This is a genomic window from Burkholderia sp. BC1 (assembly GCF_052683555.1).
In genome coordinates, this window is record NZ_JBQYLP010000007.1 from 43,530 (window position 1) to 63,863 (window position 20,334).

The following is a 20,334-nucleotide window of genomic DNA, read 5'->3' on the forward strand; positions in this document are numbered from 1 at the left end:
CGATCGAAGGAAACGCCATCATGAAACTCATCGTCATCGGCCACGGGATGGTCGGCCACAAGCTCCTCGAATGCGTCGCCGCCGAAACGGCGGCGGTGCAGGCCACCGTGCTCGCCGAGGAGCCGCGTCCGGCGTACGATCGCGTGCATCTGTCCGAGTTCTTTGCGGGCAAATCGGCGGACGACCTCTCGCTCGTCGAGCCCGGCTTCTTCGCGCGTCATCCGCAGTTCGACCTGCGGCTCAATGCGCGCGTCGTGTCGATCGACCGCGCCGCGCACACGGTCACGCTCGCGTCGGGCGACACGCTCGCGTACGACAAGCTCGTGCTCGCGACGGGCTCGCGCCCGTTCGTGCCGCCGGTGCCGGGCCACGATCGCGCGGACTGTTTCGTGTACCGGACGATCGAGGATCTCGAAGCGATGCAGGCGTGCGGCGCGCGCGCGAAGCGCGGCGTCGTGGTCGGCGGCGGTCTGCTCGGCCTCGAATGCGCGAAAGCGCTGCGCGACATGGGGCTCGATACGCACGTCGTCGAATTCGCGCCGCGGCTGATGGCCGTGCAGGTCGACGACGGCGGCGGCCGCATGCTGCGCGCGAAGATCGAAGCGCTCGGCGTGACGGTCCATACCGGCAAGAACACGCTCGAGATCGTCGACGGCGAGGAGGGCACGCATCGCATGGTGTTCGCGGACGGCACGCATCTCGATACCGACATGATCGTGTTCTCGGCCGGCATCCGTGCACGCGACGAACTGGCGCGCGCCTGCGGGCTCGAGATCGGCCCGCGCGGCGGCGTCGCGATCGACGACGCGTGCCGCACGAGCGACGCCGACATCTACGCGATCGGCGAATGCGCGGCCTGGAACGGCACCGTGTACGGGCTCGTCGCGCCCGGCTACGACATGGCGCGCGTGGTCGCCAAACAGCTCGCGGGCCGCACCGACGAAGCCGCCGTGTTTGCCGGCGCCGACATGAGCACGAAGCTGAAGCTGATGGGCGTCGACGTCGCGAGCATCGGCGACGCGCACGGCACGACGGCCGGCAGCCGCACCTATCAGTACGCGGACGAGCGTCGACAGATCTACAAGAAGCTCGTCGTGTCCGACTGCGGGAAGTTCCTGCACGGCGCCGTGATGGTGGGCGACGCGACCGAATACGGCACGTTGCTGCAGATGATGCTGAACCGCATCGAGCTGCCCGAGCAGCCCGAATTCCTGATCCTGCCGTCGTCGGACGGCGCGGCGAAACCCGCGCTCGGCGTCGACGCGCTGCCCGCGGGCGCGCAGATCTGTTCGTGCAACAACGTGTCGAAGTCGCAGATCTGCGCGGCGGTGAACGACGGCGCGACGACCCTCGGCGCGCTGAAGTCGTGCACGGGCGCCGGCACCTCGTGCGGCGGCTGCGTGCCGCTCGTCACGCAGATCATGAAGGCCGAGATGAAGAAGCAAGGGCTCGCGGTCAACAACCATCTGTGCGAGCACTTTGCGTATTCGCGGCAGGAGCTGTTCCATCTGGTGCGCGTCGAGCGGATCCGAACCTTCGACGAACTGCTCGCGAAGCACGGCCGCGGGCTCGGCTGCGACGTCTGCAAGCCGGCGATCGCGGGCATTCTCGCGTCGTGCTTCAACGAATTCGTGCTGAAGAAGGAACACGCGGGGCTGCAGGACTCGAACGACTACTACCTCGCGAACATCCAGCGCGACGGCACGTATTCGGTCGTGCCGCGCATGCCGGGCGGCGAAGTCACGCCCGAAGGGCTGATCGCGGTCGGGCAGGTCGCGAAGAAGTACGGGCTGTACACGAAGATCACCGGCGGCCAGCGCGTCGATCTGTTCGGCGCGCGCGTCGAGCAGCTGCCGTCGATCTGGGAAGAGCTGATCGCGGCCGGCTTCGAATCGGGGCACGCGTACGGCAAGGCCGTGCGCACCGTGAAGTCGTGCGTCGGCTCGACGTGGTGCCGCTACGGCGTCGACGATTCGGTCGGGCTCGCGATCGACATCGAGAACCGCTACAAGGGCTTGCGCGCGCCGCACAAGATCAAGTTCGGCGTGTCGGGCTGCACGCGCGAATGCGCGGAAGCGCAGGGCAAGGACGTCGGCATCATCGCGACCGAGAAGGGCTGGAACCTGTACGTCTGCGGCAACGGCGGGATGAAGCCGCGGCATGCGGAGCTGCTCGCCGCCGATCTCGATCGCGACACGTTGATCCGCTATATCGACCGTTTCCTGATGTTCTACGTGCGCACCGCCGACCGGCTGCAGCGCACGAGCGTGTGGCGCGACAACCTCGAAGGCGGCCTCGACTATCTGATCGACGTCGTCGTGCACGACCGGCTCGGCATCGCGGCCGAACTCGAGGCCGACATGCAGCACGTCGTCGACACGTACGAGTGCGAGTGGAAGAAGGCCGTCAACGATCCCGACACGCGCCGCCGCTTCCGCCATTTCGTCAACAGCGATGCGCCGGACACGACCATCGCGTTCGTCGAAACGCGCGGCCAGATCCGGCCTGCCACGCCCGAGGAACGCGTCGGCGGCAAGCGCGTCGCGATCCCGGTCGTCGCGGCGGAGCGCGTCGCCGAATCCGAAACCGTCTGATCCGTGCCACCGTCATCTTCAAGGAGAGTCCGATGAACGATCGTCTTCCGCAGTCCTGGACGCGCGTCTGCGCACTCGACGACATCGTGCCGAACACCGGCGTCTGCGCACTCGTCAACGGCGAACAGGTCGCCGTCTTCCACGTCGCGCACGGCGACGGCGGCGTGTACGCGATCGACAACGTCGATCCGGTCTCGCGCGCGGCCGTGATGTCGCGCGGGCTGATCGGCAGCCTCGGCGAGCGCGTGGTGGTCGCCTCGCCGCTCTACAAGCACCACTTCGACCTGCGCACCGGCGAATGCGTCGAGGCGCCCGAGCAGTCGGTCAATGCGTATCCGTCGCGCGTCGAGGACGGCTACGTGTGGGTCGCGGCCTGACGATCGCGGAGCGCGCATGACCGCCACCAGCGTGAAGAGCGTGTGCCCGTACTGCGGCGTCGGCTGCGGGATGGTGCTGCACGTCGAGGACGGCGAGGTCGTCAAGGTCTCGGGCGACCCCGATCATCCGGCCAACTTCGGGCGGCTTTGCACGAAGGGCTCGTCGGCGCACGTCCCGCTGCGCCGCTCCGGGCGGCTCGACCGCGCATTCGTGCGGCGCGCGCGCGACGAAGATCACGTACCGCTGCCGGTGCGCGACGCGATCGCGGAGACCGCGCGCCGCCTGCGCGCGGTGCTCGACACGCACGGCCCGGACGCGCTGTCGTTCTACGTATCGGGGCAGATGTCGATCGAGGCGCAGTACCTCGTGAACAAGCTCGCGAAGGGCTTCGTGCGCACCAACAACATCGAGTCGAATTCGCGGCTCTGCATGGCGAGCGCGAGCACCGGCTACAAGCAGTCGCTCGGCGCGGACGGCCCGCCGGGCTCGTACCAGGACTTCGATCGCGCGAACCTGTTCTTCGTGATCGGCGCGAACATGGCCGACTGTCATCCGATCCTGTTCCTGCGCATGATGGATCGCGTGAAGGCCGGCGCGAAGCTGATCGTCGTCGATCCGCGCCGCACGGGCACCGCCGACAAGGCCGATCTGTTCCTGCAGATCCGGCCCGGCACCGACCTCGCGCTGATGAACGGGCTGCTCCATCTGCTGCACGCGAACGGCCGCATCGATCGCGCGTTCATCGCCGAATTCACCGAAGGCTGGGACGCGATGCCCGCGTTTCTCGCGGACTACACGCCCGAGCGCGTCGCCGCGATCACGGGCCTCGCGGAAGCCGACATCCGCACGGCCGCGCAGTGGATCGGCGACGCGCCGGAGTGGACGAGCTGCTGGACGATGGGGCTCAACCAGAGCACGCATGGCGTCTGGAACACGAACGCGATCTGCAATCTGCATCTCGCGACGGGCCGCATCTGCCGGCCCGGCAGCGGCCCGTTCTCGCTGACGGGCCAGCCCAATGCGATGGGCGGCCGCGAGATGGGCTACATGGGGCCCGGGCTGCCGGGCCAGCGTTCGACGCTGTCGGAAGCGGACCGCCGGTTCGTCGAGGATCTGTGGCGCGTGCCGCACGGCACGCTGCGCGCGGAAGCGGGCGGCGGCACCGTCGACCTGTTCGCGCGGATGCAGGCCGGCGACGTGAAAGCGTGCTGGATCATCTGCACGAACCCGGTCGCGACCGTGCCGAACCGCCAGAACGTGATCGCCGCGCTGCAGGCCGCCGAGCTCGTGATCGCGCAGGATGCGTTTCTCGATACCGAAACGAACCGCTACGCGGACATCCTGCTGCCCGGTGCGCTGTGGGCCGAGGGCGACGGCGTGATGGTGAACTCGGAACGCAACATGACGCTGATGCGGCAGGCGATCGCGCCGCCCGGCGATGCGCTGCCCGACTGGCGGATCGTCGCCGAGGTCGCGCGCGCGATGGGCTTCGAGGACGCGTTCGACTACGCGTCGGCGGCCGACGTGTTCGACGAGATCGTGCGCTTTTCGAATCCGGCAACCGGCTACGACCTGCGCGGCGCGAGCCACGCGGTGCTGCGCGAAGGGCCCGTGCAGTGGCCCGTCGCGCCCGGCACGGCGCGCGAGCGCCATCCGCTGCGCTATCTGAACGACGGCGTGAGTCAGACGCTGCGCACGGCGCCCGTGACCGAGCGCGAGGGCGAGGACGATGCGGCGCGCACGCCGCGTCTCGCGTTTCCGACGCCGTCCGGCAAGGCCCGCTTTTTCGCGCGGCCGCACGTCGCGCCGGCCGAACTGCCAGACGACACGTTCCCGATCGTGCTGAACACCGGCCGGCTGCAGCACCAGTGGCACACGATGACGAAGACCGGCAAGGTCGCGATGCTGAACAAGCTCAATGCGCGGCCGTTCGTCGAGCTGCACCCCGACGACGCGCATGCGCTCGGCGTGCGTGCGAAGGACGGTGTCGAAATTCGCTCGGCGCGCGGGCGCGCGGTGCTGCCGGCCATCGTGACCGAGCGCGTGCAGCGCGGCCAGTGCTTCGCGCCGATGCACTGGAACGACGTGTACGGTGACGACCTCTGCATCAACGCGGTCACGCACGACGCGATCGATGCCGAATCGCAGCAGCCGGAACTGAAATACTGCGCGGTCGCGCTGCGCCGCGTCGACACCGGCGCATTCGCGGCCGAGCCCGAGGCGATGCAATCGGCCGACGCCGACGAGGTCGGCAGCGCGCCGGCGACGCCGCCGGTGCCGGCCGCCGCTACCCAGGAATTCGACATGGCAGACATCGATGCATTCGCGGCCGCGCTCGGCGTGGCCGATTTCGCGCCGCCGCCGCTGACCGACGCGGAACGGTCGTACGTGGCCGGCCTCGTCAGCGGGCTGAAGGCGAGCGCGGGCCGCCGCGAAGGCGGCGTGCCGGTGCTGCCCGCGCTGGCGCCGCTCGCGCCGCCGGTGCGCTACTGGCTCGACGGCATGCTGGCGGGGCTGTTCAGCCGCGCGACGCCGTCCGATGCGGCCGACGCCGTGGCGCGCGCACGGCCGGCGGACGCCTCCGCGCCCGCACCGGGCGGCGTGCGGATCGTGCGCACGCGGCCCAAGGTCGTGCTGCTGTGGGCATCGCAGACCGGCAACATCGAGTCGCTGACCGAGGATTACGCGACGCAGCTGATGAACGCCGGCTTCGAGATCCGTACCGCATGCATGGCCGACTATCCGGTCGCGTCGCTCGCGAGCGCGCAATACGTGCTGTTGATGACGAGCACGTTCGGCGACGGCGATCCGCCCGACAACGGCCGCGAGTTCTGGGACGCGCTCGCGGCCGACGCGGCGCCGCGCGTCGACGGCGTGCATTTTGCGGTACTCGCGTTCGGCGACCGCAACTACGACCAGTTCTGCGGCCACGGGCGCCGGCTCGATGCGCGGCTCGCGGAGCTCGGCGCGACGCGGCTCTGCGCGCGCGTCGACTGCGACGTCGAGTTTCAACGCGACGCCGACCAGTGGCTCGAACGCGTGGTCGCGCGGATCAAGGACACCGACGCCGCGCTGCACGCGGTGCCGGCCGGCGCCGACAACGCAGCGGGGCTGCTGCCGAGCAAGGCCCATCCGGCGCCGTCGAAGCTCGTCGCGAACCTGCGGCTGAACCGTCCGGGCGCCGCGAAGGATACACGCTACGTGTCGCTGTCGACGGACGGCGCGAACCTCGAATACGAAACGGGCGACGCGCTCGGCGTGTGGCCGACCAACTGCCCCGAACTGGTCGACGAGTTGCTGGCCGTCACGGCGCTGAAGGCCGATACGCCGGTGTCGGTGCCGGGCGTCGGCGACACGCGCCTCGGCGACGCGCTCGCGCGCCATTTCGACATCACGCGCCCGCATCCCGACACGCTTGCGTTCATTGCGTCGCGCAGCGCGAACGGCGCGCTGAAGACGCTGCTGCGCGACGACCGCAAGGCCGAGCTGAAGCAGTGGCTGTGGGGGCAGCAGCTCGCGGACGTGCTGCACGAGTTTCCGGTCGAGCTGTCGGGCGCGGAACTGGTCGGCATGCTGAAGCGGCTGCAGCCGCGGCTTTACTCGATCGCATCGAGCCCGAGCGCGCATCCGGGCGAGATTCATCTGACGGTGTCGGCCGTCCGCTATCACAACGGCCGGCGCGCACGCAAAGGCGTCGCCTCGACGTTTCTCGCCGATCGCGCGGAAGACGGCCGCGTGCCGGTGTTCGTGCAGAAATCCGCGCACTTCAGGCCGCCGGTGAACGGCGACGTGCCGATCGTGATGGTCGGGCCCGGCACCGGCATCGCGCCGTTCCGCGGCTTCCTGCACGAGCGGCAGGCGTGCGGCGCGCGCGGACGCAACTGGCTGTTCTTCGGCGAACAGCATGCGCAGACCGACTTCTACTATCGCGACGAACTGACCGCGATGCGCGACAGCGGCTTCCTGACGCGGCTCGATCTCGCGTTCTCGCGCGATCAGGCCGACAAGATCTACGTGCAGGACCGGATGCGCGAGCACGGCGCCGAGCTGTTCGCCTGGCTCGAGGAGGGCGCGCACTTCTACGTGTGCGGCGACGCCGCGCGGATGGCGAAGGATGTCGATGCGGCGCTGAAGGCCGTCGTCGCCGAGCACGGCGGGATGTCGGACGACGCCGCGAACGATTACGTCGCGCGGCTCGCGAAGGCGCGGCGCTACGTGCGCGACGTGTACTGAGCAGTCTCGGGCGCGGCTGCGCCGGCCGTGACGGCGTGCGCGTCGGCGCCGGCGCCGGCGATCGCCGGTCGCCAGTCGCCAGTCGCCAGTCGCCAGTCGCGCACGGACGCTTCGGCCGGTTTCGACAGCAGCGTTCCGACTGCGCCGCCTTCGCGGACCTTACGCGTGCGAGCATCGCGCGTGCGGCCGGCGTTGCCAGCTTCAACGAGCCAAACGTATTCACGCGCAAACCGCTCACGGCCGGTCTTTACCGGCGGTTCGGCGAGCGCTCCCGCACCGGCTTCGCCGCTCCCCGACACGGCAATTTCCGCATCGCCCACGCGGGTATTCATCCGATGAAACAGCCTCGCCGATTCCGGCTATCATGCGCTCCGTGCGCATGTTTGACGTGCGCCGCGGGCGCGATCGCCGTGATGCGATCCGCAGAGCCCCACCCGCGAAAAAACTGAAAGATTTTGTAATGTAGTTTTCGTATACTCACCGTTTCTGATCCAGGCGCCGCTCGCGTTGCTCCGCAGCGGGCCGCCCATGCAGAACAACCCGATTCGTCGCCGCCTCGCATCCGCGCCGCGACCGCTATGCATCACCGCGAATAATCTATGTCCTCCCGCCACCCTGGTTCGCCCGGCCGTGCCGCGTCGGCGATCGGCCGTGTCGCGGCGCTGATCCGCAACGAGCGCGTGCTGTCGCCGCTGCTCGCGCTCGGCATCGGCGTACTGCTGATCCTGGTTTTCCAGCACCTGTCGCAATCGGTCGATTACCGGTCGGTGATCCGCGAGCTGCGTCACATGTCCGCCGGCGAGTGGGGCGCGTCGCTCGCCGCGACCGCGCTCAGCTACGTCGCGCTCGTCGCGCGCGACGCGGTCGGCCTGCGCTACGTCGCCGCGAAGGTGCCGCGCGCGGCGCTGTGGATCGGCGCGATCGCCGGCTCCGCGCTCGGCAACGCGACGGGCTTCGGCGCGCTGACGGGCGGCGCGGTGCGCGCGCGCGTGTACGGCGTGTCGGGCGTGACGCCCGCGCAGATCGGCCGCATGACGGTATTCACGAGCGCCACGCTCGCGCTCGCGCTGGTGTTCATGACGGCGATCGGCATGGTGTGCGTGCCCGGCACGCTCGGCGCCATGCTGCACGTCGCGCCCGGCGCGATGACGGCGATCGGCATCGTGCTGCTCGTCGTGCTGGCCGCGATGACGATGATGTGCGGCGCCGTCGCGCGGCCCGTCGTCACGCGCTTCAAGTGGCTCGCGTTCGACGTGCCCGCGCGGCGCGACTTCGTCGCGCAGATCGTGTCGGCGGTGTTCGACGTGATCGCCGCGGGCCTCACGCTCTGGGTGCTGCTGCCGGCCGCGCCGGTCGGCTTCCCGACGTTCATCACCGTCTACGCGGCCGCGCTGCTGCTCGGCATGATCGGCCATACGCCGGGCGGGATCGGCGTGTTCGAAGCGGCGATGGTATTCACGCTCGGCAGCGCCGTGCCCGCGCATGCGATGCTGGCCGCGCTGATCGCCTATCGCGCGATCTATTTCGGCGTGCCGCTCGTGCTGTCCGCGGGGCTGCTCGCTGCATTCGAGGGCCGCGCGCTGCGGCGCCGGCTCGTCTCGCGTCAGGCCGCGCGCGTGTCGCAGCTCGCGCCGCTGTTCCTGAGCCTCGTCACGTTCGCGGTCGGCAGCATGCTCGTGATCTCGAGCGCGACGCCCGCGTTCTGGCATCGCATCGCGATCCTGCGCAACGTCATCCCGCTCTGGGTGCTCGAAGGCTCGCAAGTGATCTGCAGCGTGCTCGGCGTCGCGCTGCTGTTCGTCGCGCGCGGGCTGCTGCGCCGCCTCGACGGCGCATGGTGGATGACCTTCGTGCTGACGCTCGCGAGCCTCGCGCTGTCGCTCGCGAAGGGTCTCGCATTCGTCGAGGCGGGCGTGCTCGGCACGCTGCTGGTCTTGCTGCTCGTGAGCCGGCGCCGCTTCAACCGTCATTCGTCGCTGCTCGCCGAGCGCTTCACGCTGAGCTGGTTCGTGTCCGTGACGATGGTGCTGATCCTCGCCGTGTGGGTGCTGTGCTTCGCGTTCCGCGACGTGCCTTACACGCGCGAGCTCTGGTCGCATTTCTCGTTCGATGCGCGCGCGCCGCGGGCGCTGCGCGCGACGCTCGCGGCCGGCGTGTTCGTCGCGATGTTCGCGCTGTGGCAGCTGCTGCGTCCGGCGCCCGGCCGCTTCACGAAGCCCACGCCGCAGGATCTGCTCGACGCCGAGCGGATCGTCCGCGCGCAGGAGTGCAGTGATGCCGGTCTCGCGCTGATGGGCGACAAGTCGTTCCTGTTCTCCGATTCGCGCCGCGCGTTCCTGATGTATGCGAAATACGGCCGCACGTGGGCCGCGCTCTACGATCCGGTCGGCCCGCGCGACGAGTGGCCGGCGCTGATCGGCAAGTTCATCGCGCTCGCGCACCGTCACGGCGGGCGCGCCGCGTTCTATCAGGTGCGCGCGAATGCGCTGCCGCTCTATCTCGATGCCGGGCTCACGCTGATGAAGCTCGGCGAGGAAGCGCATATCGCGCTCGACGAATTCGATCTGAAGGGCTCGCATCGCTCGCATCTGCGCTATGCGCTGCGTCGCGGCGACAAGGACGCGCTGTCGGTCGAGGTCATCGCACCGGCTGACGTGCCGGCCGCGCTGCCGGTGCTGCGCGAGATCTCGAACGTGTGGCTCGACACGCGCGACGCGCGCGAGAAGAGCTTTTCCGTTGCCGCGTTCCACGACGGCTATCTCGCGACGCAATCGGTGATGCTCGTGCGCCAGGCCGACAAGCCGATCGCGTTCGTCACGTTCATGACGACCGACCTCAATACCGAGGCGACGGTCGGCGTGATGCGCCATCTGCCGGAGGCGTCGCCGTACGCGATGGAGTATCTGTTTACGCAGCTCGCGCTGCATCTGAAGGAAGCGGGTTTCCGCAAGCTGAGCCTCGGCATCGCGCCGTTCTCGGGGATGGGGGCGGCGAAGATGCCGTCGCCGTGGCACCGGGTCGGGCTGATGGTGTGGCGCTTCGGCGGACGCTTCTACAACTTCCGCGGCTTGCGTGCGTTCAAGAGCAAGTTCGAACCGCATTGGGAACCGCGCTACCTCGCGGCGTCCGGTTCGGTCGGCGTGTTCGTCACGCTCGCGGATCTGTCATTGCTGGCTGGAGGTCGGCGCTCATGATGTCGAAGAAGGGAATCGCGCGGGCCGCCATCGCCTGCGCGGGATGGATGCTGGCCGGCGCCGCGCTTGCCGCGCAGCCGGTCGCGACGAAGACCGAAACGGTGCCGGGCGGCCGCTACGGGCCCGTCACGGTGACGAAGCCGAACGGCCCGCTGCGCGGCTTCGTCGTGCTGTTCTCGCGCGAGGGCGGCTGGACCGCCGCCGATCAGCAGGCCGCCGACGCGCTCGCGAAAGCCGGCGCGATGACGGTCGGCGTCGATGCGGAACGCTATGCGAAGACGCTCGCCGCGAAGGCCGAGACTTGCCACCATCTCGACGGCGACGCCGAGGCGGTCAGCCATCAGCTCGAACGGCTCGCGCAGTCGTCGCGCTACTACACGCCGATCGTCGCGGGCGTCGGGCAGGGCGGCGCGATCGCGAAGCAGATTCTCGCGATGGCGCCGGAGAACACGATCGCCGGCGTCGTCGCCGTCGCGCCGGCCGCGAAGCTCGATCCGCGCTTCAAGCCGTGCCCGCCCGATCCGACGATCGTGCGCCGCGCGATGCCGGGCTTCGTCGACATGGCGCCGGCCGGCGATACGGCGAAGCTCGTGTCGCTCGTCGCGGCGCATCTGCACGACGACGGCAGTGCCGACGAGCAGGACGTGTCCGACCTGCCGCTCGTCGAACTGCCGGCCAACGGCGGCAGCGACCGGCTCGCGATCGTGATCTCGGGCGACGGCGGCTGGCGCGATCTCGACAAGACGATCGCCGAAGCGCTGCAGCGCGACGGTGTGTCGGTGGTCGGCATCGACAGCCTGCGCTACTTCTGGAGCGAGAAGCCGCCCGCGCAGACGAGCCGCGATCTCGCGCGCGTGATGCGTACGTACATGAAGCGCTGGCACGCGAGCCGCGTCGCGCTGGTCGGCTACTCGTTCGGCGCGGACGTCATGCCGTTCGCGTACAACCGGCTGCCGGCCGATCTGCGCGACAAGGTGCAGGTGATGTCGCTGCTCGGCTTCGCGCCGGCTGCCGACTTCCAGATCCGCGTGACGGGCTGGCTCGGGATGCCGGCGAGCGAGCATGCGTTGAAGGTTGCGCCGGAAATCGCGAAGGTGCCGCCGCAGATCGTCCAGTGCTTCTACGGTGCGCAAGAGCAGGACACGATGTGCCCGGCGCTCGCGAATACCGGCGTCGACGTGATCCGCACCGGCGGCGATCATCATTTCGGTCGCGACTACATCGCACTCGAGAAGAAGATCCTGCGCGCGTTCGAGCGGCCGGTCGCCGCACGCTGAACGCGCGCCGGCGCGCGCATCATGACAGCGTCGGCCGGTGCCGGCGAGACCGAACGGGCTGCCTGCGGGCGGCCCGTTTTTTTCGTCGGAACGAAGCGGCGCACGCCCGGCGCGATCAACCCGCGCCGCGCACGGCCGATGCGGCGGCGAGTTCGCCGAGCACGCGGATCGCGCGTTCGATGTCGCCGCTCCACGGATGGCCGAAGTTCACGCGCACGCAGCGCGCGAAACCGTGCGCCGCGGAAAACAGCGGCCCCGGCGCGACGCTGATGCCGCGCGCGATCGCCTGCCGATGCAGCGCCATCGCGTCGATCGCGTCGGGGAACGCGAGCCACAGGAAATAGCCGCCTTCCGGGCGCACCCACTCGACACCGGGCGGCAGCCAGCGCCGCAGCGCATCGTCCATGCGGTCGAGCTGCGCCTGCAGCGCGCCGCGCAGCTTGCGCAGATGGCGATCGTAGCCGCCGTATTCGAGGTAGTTCGCGATGCCGGCCTGCGCGGGAATGCTCGCGGATAGCGTCGTCATCAGCTTCAGCCGCTGTACCTTCTCGGCGAACCGGCCGGCCGCCGCCCAGCCGATCCGGTAGCCGGGCGCGAGCGTCTTCGAGAACGAACTGCAATGCATCACGAGTCCGTGGCGGTCGAACGCGCGGGCCGGCAGCGGATAGTCGGGACCGAAATGCAGCTCGCCGTAGACGTCGTCCTCGATCAGCGGCACGTCGCGCGCGGCGAGCAGTTCGACGAGCGCGCGCTTTTTCTCGATCGACAACGTGACGCCGGTCGGATTCTGGAAATTCGTCATGAACCAGCATGCGCGCACGTCGTGGCGATCGAGCGCATTCGCGAGCGCATCGAGATCGAGGCCCGTGCGCGGATCGACCGGAATCTCGACCGCGCGCAGATCGAGCCGCTCGATCGCCTGCAGTGCCGCGTAGAAACCGGGCGATTCGACGGCCACCACGTCGCCCGGCCGCGTGACGGCCATCAGGCAGAGATTCAGCGCTTCGAGCGCGCCGTTCGTGACGACCAGCTCGTCGATCGGCTGCGCGATGCCGGTCGCGAGATAGCGCAGCGCGATCTGCCGGCGCAGCGCTTCGTTGCCGGGCGGCAGATCGACGACGGTGCTCCACGGGCTGATGCGCCGCGCGGCCTGCGCGAGCGACTTCGCGACGCGCGGCAGCGGAAACAGCTGCGGCGACGGAAACGCGGAGCCGAGCGGCACGATGCCGGGCTGCGTCGCGGCGTCGAGCACCGAGAACACGAGATCGCTGATGTCGACCTTGCGCGTGGATGCGGCGCGGCCCGACGCGCGCGGTTCCGACGCGCCAGGGCCAGGCCCGGGTCCGCCGCCCGGCGAGGCGGCGCCCGGCGCAACGGCGCCCGGCGCGACGTAGTACCCCGAACGTTCGCGTGCGCGAATCAGCCCCCACTGTTCGAGCAGGTAGTACGCGCGAAACACGGTGGACTGGCTGACGCCGTGCTGCGCGATGATCTGTCGCAGCGAAGGCAGCCGCGTGCCGGCGGCGAGGTTGCCGTGGCGGATTTCGTCGGCGATCGTATGCGCGAGGGTTTCGTAGCGTTTCATCGGGCTGGGAGGGCGGCGGTGCCGCCGAGCGGGCCAGGGAAAGGCCGCGCCGGCGGGCGCGAGCCATTGTCCGATGCGTGCGCGGAAAAGGAAAGCGACGCGGCGACGCGCGGGCGGCCCGTCGCCGTCCCGCACATCGCCGGCCGGCGCATTACGCCGCGTTCGGCTCCGCGCTACGCGCGGCGGCGCGGCCGCGCGGGACCGGCAGCGGTTCGACCTTGCCGACGATGAACAGGTAGGAGAGCGCGCCGACCACGCAGAGCGCGCCGGCCACCGCGAGCGGCACGACGAACGAGCCCTTGGTCAGCGACAGCATCACGCCGGTGAACGTCGTGATGAAGATCCCCGCGAGATTGCCCGCGAAGTTCTGGATGCCGCCGAGCGACGCAACGTGCGCGGGCGTCGGCGCGACTTCGCCGACGAGCGTCCACACGTTCGCCCCCGCGAACGACAGGCTCGCATAGGCGAGCGCGAACAGTGCGAGACAGACCCACACGTTATCGACGAACGCGGACAGCGCAATCGACGACGACAGCAGCATCCCGAGCACGAGACAAGTCTTGCGCGCGGCGGTCGCGCTCCAGCCGCGGCGGAACAGGCTATCCGACACGTAGCCGCCGAGCCAGCCGCCCGGAATCGCGAGCAGCGCGGGCAGCATGCCCCAGGTGCCGAGCGACGCGAGCGAGAAGCCGCGCGACTGCAGCAGATAGCTGGGGAACCACGTGATGAAGAAGTAGATCGCGAAGTTCAGGCAGAACAGGCCGATCATCATGCCCCACACGGTGCGGTAGCGAAACAGGTCGAGCCACGACACGGTCGGCAGATCGGCCTTGTCGGCGACGGCCGGCGCACCGCGCTGCGCGAGCAGCGCGTCGACCGCATCGGGCGCGATGTGGCGATAGCGTTCGGGGTCGCGATAGACGAACCACCACGCAGCGGCCCACACGATGCCGATCGCGCCGGTGACCGCGAACGAGCCGCGCCAGCCGACGATCGAGATCAGCCACGCGACGAGCGGCAGCGACAGCGCCGAGCCGACGCGCGAGCCGCTGTCGAAGATGCTGCTCGCGAGGCCGCGTTCGCTGCGCGGGAACCAGTTGAACGCGACCTTCGCGAACGACGGGATTGCGGCCGCCTCACCGACGCCGAGCATCAGCCGCACGCCGACGAGCTGGGCCAGCCCGCGCGCCGCGCCGGTCGCGACCGTAAACAGCGACCACCAGCCGACCGCGAGCGCGAGGCTCACGCGCACGCCGACCTTGTCGATGAACCAGCCGGCCGGCAGTTGCAGAAACGCGTAGGTCCAGAAGAACGCGCTGAGCACGAGACCCATGCCGACCGCGTCGAGGCCGAGATCCGCGCGTATGCTGGGCGCCGCGATCGCGAGGTTCGCGCGATCGATGAAGTTGATGACGTTGGCCAGAAAGCACATCAGGATCATGGCCCATCGGATGCGTGGCATGAGGTGTCTCCGCGCGGAATGTCGTGGCGGGCGACCGGCGATCCGCGGCGCCGGCCGCCTCGAAGGCGATGACGGTTACGCCGGCTGCGGCGCGCGATCGAACTTCGCGAGCGCTTCCCACAGTCCGTTCAGGTAGACCGCGCCGAGCGCGCGATCGTAGAGGCCGTAGCCGGGCTTGCCGGTCTCGCCCCAGATCATCCGGCCGTGATCGGGCCGCACGTAGCCGGTGAAGCCCGTGTCGTGATACGCCTTCACGATCGCGGCGATGTCGAGCGATCCGCAGCTCGACAGGTGCGCCGTTTCCTCGAAATTGCCGGCCGCGTCGACCTTCACGTTGCGGATGTGCGCGAAGTGGATGCGACCCATCGCGCCGAACTCGCGCACCAGCGCCTCGACGTCGTTCTGCGGGCCCGCGCCGAGCGAGCCCGAGCAGAGCGTGAGGCCGTTCGCGGGCGTGTCGACGATGCGAAGGATCCGCGCGAGATCGTCGCGGTTCTTCACGATGCGCGGCAGCCCGAAGATCGGACGCGGCGGATCGTCCGGGTGGATCGCCATCTTGACGCCCGCTTCTTCGGCGACCGGGATCACGGCCTTCAGGAAGTATTCGAGATTCGCCCACAGCGCGGCTTCGTCGACGTCGCGATACTCGGCGAGCAACGCCTGCAACGCATCGGGCCGGTAGCTCGTGTCCCAGCCCGGCAGCGCGATGCCGGCGCTCGGGTCGATCCGCTCGACCGCCTCGGTGCTGAATGCGAGACACGTCGAGCCGTCGTCGAGCGTCTTCGACAGCTCGGTGCGCGTCCAGTCGAACACCGGCATGAAGTTGTAGCAGACGACGCGCACGCCGGCCGCGCCGAGATGGCGGATCGTCTGACGGTAGTTGTCGATCAGCCGGTCGCGGCTCGGCTTGCCGAGCTTGATGTCCTCGTGGACGGGTACCGACTCGACGACCTCGAAGCGCAGCCCCGCACGCTCGATCGTCGCCTTCAGCGCGTCGATCTTCTGCGCGGGCCACACTTCGCCGACCGGTTCGTCGTAGATCGCGGACACGATATGCGTGACGCCGGGAATCTGGCGGATGTACTGCAGCGAGACCGGATCGGACTCGCCGTACCAACGGAAAGACATCTTCACGGGAGCGGCTCCTGATGGGCGGTGAGGCGTGAGCGACGGGCGGCCACGGCGGGCTCGACCTCCGTCGTCGATGCGCGCATTATGATTGGTATGCCAATCTGGCGGGATAGTGGTTTACCAGTTGTCCGGCGGGAACGGCGGCCGCTCCGCATGTCGATATGCGCAATTCCCACATGATGAGAACCGACGCGAGTAGGGCGGCAGCGGAAATTGGTGTACCATTTTCGCGACCCGGTGCCGCGACGATGCCGGCCCGCCCGTGACGAGCCTTCGATGACCGATCTTTCCAGCCTGCCCACTTCCCGCGATACCGATGCTGCCGACCGTTCCTATATCGGTCTCGCACGGCAGATTCACGCGATGATCGCGTCCGGCGCGCTGGAGGCCGGCGCGCGGCTGCCGTCCGAGCGCAGTCTGGCCGACCAGTTCGGCGTGAGCCGCACGCAGGTGCGCGAGGCGATCATTGCGCTCGAGGTGCAGGGCATCGTCGAAGTGCGCGTCGGATCGGGGATCTACGTGTCGGCCGCGGATGCCGCGCGGCCCGTCTCGTTCGAGCTGCCGCGCGGACCGGGGCCGATCGAGACGCTGCGCGCGCGCGGGCTGATCGAGGCGGAAGTCGCGGCGCTCGCCGCGACCGAGCGCAAGGACGCCGATCTCGACCGGCTGTTCTTCTCGTTGACGACGATGCGCGAGCAGATGGGCGACAAGGCCGCCTACCACGCGGCCGACCGCCAGTTTCATCTGCGCATTGCCGAATCGACGGGCAATACGGTGCTGCTGCATATGGTCACGGCCATGTGGGACTGTGCGCGCAGCGATCCGCTGTGGGACAAGATCGAGCAGCACTTTCATTCGCCGGCATTGCGCGAGGCGTCGCAGGAAGATCACCAGCGAATCTTCTCGGCGATCATGGCGCGCGATGCAGACGGCGCACGCGAGGCGATGCGTGCACATCTGTCGCGCGTGATCGCGGAATTTACGCAGGCGTGGCGTTAGCGCGGCGTCGACGTCGACCGGGCGCGAGACGGTGCGCCGCTGTCGGACCTCGCCGCCCCCGATCGGCGATCGGTCGTGCGCTCGCGACGTCGCGCACGAGGCGTCCGCTCCGCCCGCACGGTTGAAGAATCAGAGGAATGCGCGCGGCCGTCGCCATGCACCGCGCGCTGCGCTCGCGCTCGATGCGCGCGCAACGTTCGGTGTCGGTCGCTCGCGCGGGGCTCCGTCGCGGTGTCGATGCGCTGTCCGATTCGGACCGTATCGCGCGCCGGTTCGTGCGGCTTGTTCCGATTGCGCGGCCGTGCTTTTTATGGTGTCGTTTGCGCATATCGCATCGACTCGAAAAAAGGACGGTCGAATGCAGCCGAGCGATTCAAGCGGGGATCCATTGATCAGCAGAATCGGCGTGCGTTCGCCTGAACGCGGCGCCACGCGCCGCATGTTCGTCAAGCTGGCGCTCGGCTTGCTGTGTCCGCCGATCGTCGCATTCTCCGCCGAAGCCGCGAACCGCAACGTGCTGCGCGTGCTCGCGTGGCCGGGCTATGCGGATCGCGACACGGTCGCCGCATTCGAAGCGCAGTTCGGTGCGCGTGTCGAAGTGACGTTCGTCGATTCCGACGAAGCGTTGTGGGCGCGCATGCATAGCGCGTCGCCGCCGCCGTACGACGTGCTCGCGGCGAACACGGCCGAGATCCAGCGCTATGCGCGCGGCAAGCTGCTCGCGCCGATCGAGCTGTCGCGCATTCCGAACCGCCGGCGGCAACTGCCGGCGTTTCAGCAACTCGCCGCGATCGGCGGGCTGGCGCAGGGCGATGCGGTCTACGGGATTCCGTTCACGTATTCGTCGATGGGCGTGATCTACGATCGCCGGCAGGTGCCTGCCGCGCCGCGCTCGATGCTCGCATTGTGGGATCGCCGCTATCGCGGCAAGGTGCTCGATTTCAACAGCGCGCAGCACAATTTTTCGTTCACCGCGCTCGCGCTCGGCTATCGCGATCCGTTTCGCCTGACACCGGCGCAGACGCTCGTCGTCGCGCGCAAGCTGATCGACCTGCGCCGCAATCTGCTCACGTACTACACGCTCCCCGAAGAAGCGACCGCGCTGTTCGTCGAACATCGCGCGGCGCTGATGTTCGGCAACTACGGCACGCAGCAGGTGCAGCTGCTGCGCCGCGCCGGCGCGGACGTCGGCTATGCGATTCCGGACGAAGGCGCGCTCGCGTGGCTCGACTGCTGGGCCGTCACGCGCGACGCCGACCGCCCGGACCTCGCGTTCGCCTGGATCAACTACATGCTCGAACCCGCGATCGGCGCGCTCTTGACCGAACGCCAGGGACTCGCGAACACGCTCGCGCCGCCGCACGGGCCGGACCTCGCCGGTCAGCATCTGGTCTGGATACAGCCCGTCGAGAACATCGCCCGGCGCGAGGCGCTGTGGAGCCGCATCGTATCGGGCGATCGACCGGAACGCTTCCGCCCATGATCCGACTCGGGCTCACCTCGAAGCTGTCGATCCTGTTTGCATGCATCGGCGTGATCGCGTCCGGCTCGACCGGCTACTATACGTATCGCGCGAACCGCGCGATGCTCGCGCAGGAAGCGCAGCACAGCCTGCTGATGTCGACGCATCTGCTCGCGCAGCGCTTCACGAGCGCGCTCGCGGACGTCGCCGCCGATGCGCTCGTGCTCGCGCAACTGCCGTCGTCGGTACGCATCGCGCGCGGCGACAGCCGCAGCCCGGCCCCGCGTGCGCGGCTCGAGCAGGTGTACCGCAGCTTCATGGCGAATCATCCGGAATATCTGCAGATTCGTCTGATCGAACGCGAGCATTTCGGGCTCGAGCGGATTCGCGTCGACCGCGATGCGCGCGGTATCGTCGTGCTGCCGGAACGCGCGTTTCAGGAGAAGGGGCAGTTTTCCTACGTCTTCGACACGCTCGCGACGGCGCCCGGGCATATCTACGTGTCGCCGATCGCGATCAATCACGAAACCGGCTCGCATGCGGCCGAAGGCGTGCCGATTCTGCGCGTCGGCACGCCGGTCGTCGATGCGCGCGGGCAGACGGTCGGCGCGCTCGTCGTCGATATCGAACTGTCGCGCGTGTTCGAGCGTCTCGAACGCGATCTGCCCGAGGACTATGCGGTCTATCTCGCGAACGAGTGGGGCGACTTCCTCGTGCATCCCGACCCGTCGCAGACTTTCGGTTTCGACCGCGGCCGGCGCGTGCTGATGCAGGACAGCTTCCCGGCCACGCGCGCGTTGTTCGACGGCGCCCGCACGAACGTGTCGCTCAGCGATCTCGCGCAGGGCGATGCGTCGGCGGGCCGCATGCACGCGTTCGTGCGTACGCCGTTCGGCAGCGACGAAGGCAATCGCTTCGTCGTGCTCGGCCTCGCGCGGCCGCTGACCGACGTACTGACGCCGGCCAACCGGCTCGGCGACCGCATCGTGCGGATGGTGCTCGTCTCGAGCGTGTTCGCCGGGATTCTCGCGATCCTGTTCGCGCGCGCGATCACGCGGCCGCTGCAGGCGCTGGCGCGCGCGGCGACGCACGTATTCGACGAGCCGGCTAGCGAGCGGCTGCCGGTCGCGCGCACGGACGAGATCGGCGTGCTCGCGCGCTGCTTCGATGCGATGCGCGTCGAGATCCGCACGCAGGTCGCGATGCTGCGCGCGAAGCAGCGCGAACTCGCACATCTGGCCGGCCACGATCCGCTGACGGGGCTGCCGAACCGCATGCTGTTCATGGAGCGCCTCGATGCGGCGATCCGCCATGCGGCCGCGGTCGATGCGGCGCTTGCGGTGATGTTCGTCGATCTGAATCGCTTCAAGCAGATCAACGATGAGCACGGGCACTCGGTCGGCGACCGGATGCTCGCGCTGGTCGCGAAGCGCTTGAGCCAGGTGCTGCGCAGCGGCGACATGGTCGCGCGGCTCGGCGGCGACGAGTTCGTCGTGCTGATCTCGGACCTGCGCTCGCCTGCCGTGATCGCCGACGTCGCATCGCGGATCCAGCGCGTGATGGCCGACGAGCTCGAGCTCGGCGAGCGCCGCATGGCGGTGGGCGCGAGCATCGGCGTCAGCGAATACCCGGCGGACGGCGCGTCGGCCGAGGAACTGCTGATGAAGGCCGATGCGGCGATGTATGCGGCGAAGGCGAGCGGGCAGAGCGCATGCGTGCGCTATCGCGAACTGCTCGGTGCGATTCAGCCGGCCGAGGCGCGTGCAGCGGCCGACGTGAGCGCTCCGGCCGACGTGAGCGCGGCGCACGATGCGAGTGCTGCGGACGACGCGACTGCACAGGACGACGGCACGGTCGCCGGCGAACGGGACGTACCGGCGACGCGCGACGGCACAAGCGTCGCGCGGATCGGCGCGACGCTCACGCGCCTCGACGACGTGCGCGGTGCGCGGCGCGACGGGAACTGACGGGATGGCGCCGTATCGGCATCGGACCATGCGACGCGGCCGGCGAGCGCCG

General features: G+C 69.2%; 12 protein-coding genes. 8 read left to right on the top strand and 4 right to left on the bottom strand.

Translation table 11 applies throughout. The features are described 5' to 3' along the window. Positions 1-20 precede the first annotated feature (20 nt). The 3 genes from nirB to ACSHSS_RS05315 are packed head-to-tail and all read left to right on the top strand — an operon-like array spanning position 21 to position 7,205. On the top strand, positions 21-2,594 hold the full coding sequence (gene nirB, locus ACSHSS_RS05305) for a nitrite reductase large subunit NirB (protein WP_445544652.1): 2,574 nt from the start codon (positions 21-23) through the stop codon (positions 2,592-2,594). 32 nt (positions 2,595-2,626) lie between these two features. Continuing rightward, complete coding sequence (gene nirD / locus ACSHSS_RS05310) at positions 2,627-2,971, top strand: nitrite reductase small subunit NirD (RefSeq protein ID WP_006396957.1); 345 nt, start codon at positions 2,627-2,629, stop codon at positions 2,969-2,971. Between the two features lie 16 nt (positions 2,972-2,987). Beyond that, complete coding sequence (locus ACSHSS_RS05315) at positions 2,988-7,205, top strand: molybdopterin-dependent oxidoreductase (protein WP_445544653.1); 4,218 nt, start codon at positions 2,988-2,990, stop codon at positions 7,203-7,205. Here the strand turns inward: ACSHSS_RS05315 and ACSHSS_RS05320 are convergent. After that, the gene (locus tag ACSHSS_RS05320; RefSeq protein WP_445544654.1) at positions 7,184-7,525 is read right to left on the bottom strand and encodes a hypothetical protein; all 342 of its coding nucleotides are present in this window, start codon (positions 7,523-7,525) and stop codon (positions 7,184-7,186) included. The two genes, ACSHSS_RS05315 and ACSHSS_RS05320, sit on opposite strands and share 22 nt — an antisense overlap. Positions 7,526-7,804: 279 nt before the next feature. On the opposite strand from ACSHSS_RS05320, the gene mprF reads away from it, so the two are divergent. After that, positions 7,805-10,399: a bifunctional lysylphosphatidylglycerol flippase/synthetase MprF gene (mprF, locus tag ACSHSS_RS05325; RefSeq protein WP_059840822.1), complete on the top strand. Its 2,595-nt coding sequence runs from the start codon at positions 7,805-7,807 to the stop codon at positions 10,397-10,399. Then, positions 10,396-11,676, top strand: a complete 1,281-nt coding sequence (locus ACSHSS_RS05330) for a virulence factor family protein (protein ID WP_217083878.1) — start codon at positions 10,396-10,398, stop codon at positions 11,674-11,676. Before mprF ends, ACSHSS_RS05330 begins: the two co-directional genes overlap by 4 nt. Before the next feature lie 115 nt (positions 11,677-11,791). Here ACSHSS_RS05330 and ACSHSS_RS05335 read toward each other — a convergent pair whose 3' ends face one another. The 3 genes from ACSHSS_RS05335 to uxuA form a co-directional block, all read right to left on the bottom strand. After that, on the bottom strand, positions 11,792-13,261 hold the full coding sequence (locus ACSHSS_RS05335; RefSeq protein WP_445544655.1) for an aminotransferase-like domain-containing protein: 1,470 nt from the start codon (positions 13,259-13,261) through the stop codon (positions 11,792-11,794). Positions 13,262-13,412: 151 nt separating this feature from the next. Then, positions 13,413-14,723: an MFS transporter gene (locus tag ACSHSS_RS05340; protein WP_012216937.1), complete on the bottom strand. Its 1,311-nt coding sequence runs from the start codon at positions 14,721-14,723 to the stop codon at positions 13,413-13,415. Between the two features lie 75 nt (positions 14,724-14,798). After that, positions 14,799-15,857: a mannonate dehydratase gene (gene uxuA, locus ACSHSS_RS05345; RefSeq protein WP_170935330.1), complete on the bottom strand. Its 1,059-nt coding sequence runs from the start codon at positions 15,855-15,857 to the stop codon at positions 14,799-14,801. Between the two features lie 273 nt (positions 15,858-16,130). On the opposite strand from uxuA, the gene ACSHSS_RS05350 reads away from it, so the two are divergent. From ACSHSS_RS05350 to ACSHSS_RS05360, 3 genes are all read left to right on the top strand, one after another. After that, positions 16,131-16,853: a FadR/GntR family transcriptional regulator gene (locus ACSHSS_RS05350; protein ID WP_006396965.1), complete on the top strand. Its 723-nt coding sequence runs from the start codon at positions 16,131-16,133 to the stop codon at positions 16,851-16,853. A 358-nt stretch (positions 16,854-17,211) separates the two neighbouring features. Next, complete coding sequence (locus ACSHSS_RS05355) at positions 17,212-18,336, top strand: ABC transporter substrate-binding protein (protein WP_006412368.1); 1,125 nt, start codon at positions 17,212-17,214, stop codon at positions 18,334-18,336. Further along, complete coding sequence (locus tag ACSHSS_RS05360; protein WP_445544656.1) at positions 18,333-20,282, top strand: diguanylate cyclase domain-containing protein; 1,950 nt, start codon at positions 18,333-18,335, stop codon at positions 20,280-20,282. Before ACSHSS_RS05355 ends, ACSHSS_RS05360 begins: the two co-directional genes overlap by 4 nt. Positions 20,283-20,334 lie beyond the last annotated feature (52 nt).

Excerpts from the sequence above, each read along its gene's own strand:
- nirB (WP_445544652.1), top strand. The coding sequence starts at position 21 with ATGAAACTCATCGTCATCGGCCACGGGATGGTCGGCCACAAGCTCCTC.
- nirD (WP_006396957.1), top strand. The coding sequence starts at position 2,627 with ATGAACGATCGTCTTCCGCAGTCCTGGACGCGCGTCTGCGCACTCGAC.
- ACSHSS_RS05315 (WP_445544653.1), top strand. The coding sequence starts at position 2,988 with ATGACCGCCACCAGCGTGAAGAGCGTGTGCCCGTACTGCGGCGTCGGC.
- mprF (WP_059840822.1), top strand. The coding sequence starts at position 7,805 with ATGTCCTCCCGCCACCCTGGTTCGCCCGGCCGTGCCGCGTCGGCGATC.
- ACSHSS_RS05330 (WP_217083878.1), top strand. The coding sequence starts at position 10,396 with ATGATGTCGAAGAAGGGAATCGCGCGGGCCGCCATCGCCTGCGCGGGA.
- ACSHSS_RS05335 (WP_445544655.1), bottom strand. The coding sequence starts at position 13,261 with ATGAAACGCTACGAAACCCTCGCGCATACGATCGCCGACGAAATCCGC.
- ACSHSS_RS05340 (WP_012216937.1), bottom strand. The coding sequence starts at position 14,723 with ATGCCACGCATCCGATGGGCCATGATCCTGATGTGCTTTCTGGCCAAC.
- ACSHSS_RS05350 (WP_006396965.1), top strand. The coding sequence starts at position 16,131 with ATGACCGATCTTTCCAGCCTGCCCACTTCCCGCGATACCGATGCTGCC.
- ACSHSS_RS05355 (WP_006412368.1), top strand. The coding sequence starts at position 17,212 with ATGCAGCCGAGCGATTCAAGCGGGGATCCATTGATCAGCAGAATCGGC.
- ACSHSS_RS05360 (WP_445544656.1), top strand. The coding sequence starts at position 18,333 with ATGATCCGACTCGGGCTCACCTCGAAGCTGTCGATCCTGTTTGCATGC.